The organism is Streptomyces sp. NPDC001027 (genome assembly GCF_040299045.1).
Lineage (GTDB): Bacteria > Actinomycetota > Actinomycetes > Streptomycetales > Streptomycetaceae > Streptomyces.
This window is the reverse complement of the sequence record NZ_JBEPBI010000526.1, coordinates 1-2,054: the sequence shown is the minus strand read 5'-3', so window position 1 is coordinate 2,054 and position 2,054 is coordinate 1. Positions and strand designations below refer to the sequence as shown.

Here is a 2,054-nt window from a genome sequence, read left to right as displayed (position 1 = left end):
CCGGCGAGCAGTTGCTGCGCCTGTCGATGGACCTCGCCACCGGGTCCGCGGGCGTCCTGCTGGCCCTGGGATCGGCTCTCGCCGACACCCCCGCCCTGCCCTTCTGGACCGGACGCCGGGTCGCGGCCCCCGCACCCCCCGAGGCTCCCCAGACGCAGACGCAGACGCAGACGCAGACGACGCCGAAGCCGACGCGGACACAGCCCCAGCCTCAGACGCAGACGCCGCTGCCGGCGCTCTGACCTCTCCCGCGGTCCGTCCACGACGGTCTGCCCGCCGCGCACCTCCGCGGCCCCCGCGACATCCGACGTCGCGGCCCAGAGTTTCCGGCGATCGCCGGAAAGCACCCATCACAGTGACAGGAGATCACCATGTCCATCCTCAGCCTGCAGGCCCTGGAGACCCCCGAGGAGACCACCGAGTACCTGTCGGTCCTCAGCTCCCTGTCGGCGGTCAACTGCACCAACAGCACCGTCAGCACGCTGCTGTGCCTCTGACCGCACCGCCCGGGACGTCCCCCTCCCCGCGGTGGGGTGAGCCGACCCGCTGAACAGAGCCGGCCCGGGCTGAGGGACAGCCCGGGCCGGCGTTCTGTGCCGCCCCGCCGACCTTACGACGAGCGCCCGTAGGAGCCCAGCATGGGAGAGGATCGCCGACACCGGCCGCAGTGGCGCGGGACCTCCGATCGTACGTCCTGGACCGCCGCCGTGCGCAGCGCCCGGATGCCGCGCAGCACCACGCCGGACTGCGCCCGGCCGTGGGCGTGGCCCCTCCTCCTCGCCTCGGCGGTGGCCGTGAGTTCGGCCGCCGCGCTGGTCCTGCCGGCCGTTCTCGCCGCAGCCGTCGACGAGGCCCTGTCCACCGGGGCCGGGCAGGAGCTCCTCACGGTCGCCGTCGTGCTCGGTCTGCTCACAGCGGGCGAGATCCTCGCGCAGTACGCGGGCCCGCGAGCCACCGCCGAGGCGACCGCCCGACTGCGCTCCGCACTGGTGCGCCACATCATGGACCTCGGCCCTCACCATGCCGGACCGACCTCGACCGGGGACCTCGTGGCCCGTCTCACCGCGAGCGCCGGCGAGGCCGGCCTGAGCGCCCAGGCCGCCGTCTACGCCGTCGCCCAACTCGCCATGGCCGCCGGCTCCGTGCTCGCCCTGGGACTCCTCGCCCCGGAACTCGCCGCCGCCTTCCTGGTCACCGCGCCCGCGGGCTGGCTGCTGCTGCGCCGCCACCTGCGGCGCACCGTGCGCCGCGGCGAGGGCTACCAGAGCGCTCAGGCCGCCGTCGCCGCCCGGCTGCTGGACGCCCTGGCCGGCCACCGCACCATCGCCGCCGCCGGGACCGTCGAGCGCGAGATCGAGCGGGTCCTGGCGCCGCTGCCCGAACTGGGCCGGCACGGACGCGCCCTGTGGGACAGCCAGCGCCGTGTCGCCTGGTCGACCGGGCTGCTCGCTCCCGCGACGCAGATCACCGTGCTGGCCGTCGCCGGCTACGAACTCTCCACCGGCGCGCTGGATCCCGGCGACCTCGTGGCCGCCCTCGGATACGCGACGCTGGGGCTCGGCGGCTTCGGCACCGCCCAGAGCCTTCTGGACCTCGCCCGTGCCCGCGCCGGACACCAGCGGGTCCTGGAAGTGCTCGCCGTCCCCCGACAGCCGCCGGGCCTGCGCAGTCTGCCCCCGGGACCCGGACGCGTCGAGCTGCGCGGCATCACCGTGCGCACCCCGAGGGGCGCGATCCTCGACGGACTCGACCTCGTCCTGCCCGCACGGCGGCACGTCGCACTCGTCGGACGCTCCGGCGCGGGAACATCCCTGCTCGCAGCAGTGGCAGGCGGCCTGAGAGCCCCGGACCTGGGCGTCGTCTCACTCGACGGCATGCCCCTGGACGAGGTCCGTCCGGCCGACCTGCGGACCGCCGTCTCCTACGCCTTCTGCGACCCGGAGCTCACCGGTCCCACGGTCCTGGACGCCCTGCGCCCCGTCGGGCGGCTCCCCGAAGAGCGGGTCCACGCGGCCGCACGCGCTGCGCAGGCGGACGGGTTCGTGCGCCGACTG

Annotated in this window: 3 protein-coding genes; all 3 read left to right on the top strand. The window is 75.4% G+C overall.

Features of this window, described 5'->3' with window-relative positions; all coding sequences use genetic code 11:
- Nucleotides 1-242: hypothetical protein (locus ABT300_RS43530; RefSeq protein ID WP_351688580.1), on the top strand; the 242-nt coding region annotated here is incomplete at its 5' end.
- A 129-nt stretch (nucleotides 243-371) separates the two neighbouring features.
- Nucleotides 372-497, top strand: coding sequence for a SapB/AmfS family lanthipeptide (locus ABT300_RS43525; RefSeq protein WP_020127262.1), 126 nt, complete (start codon nucleotides 372-374; stop codon nucleotides 495-497).
- A gap of 141 nt (nucleotides 498-638) precedes the next feature.
- On the top strand, nucleotides 639-2,054 hold a 1,416-nt coding region (locus tag ABT300_RS43520; protein ID WP_351688578.1), incomplete at its 3' end, for an ABC transporter transmembrane domain-containing protein.

Excerpts from the sequence above, each read along its gene's own strand:
- ABT300_RS43525 (WP_020127262.1), top strand. The coding sequence starts at position 372 with ATGTCCATCCTCAGCCTGCAGGCCCTGGAGACCCCCGAGGAGACCACC.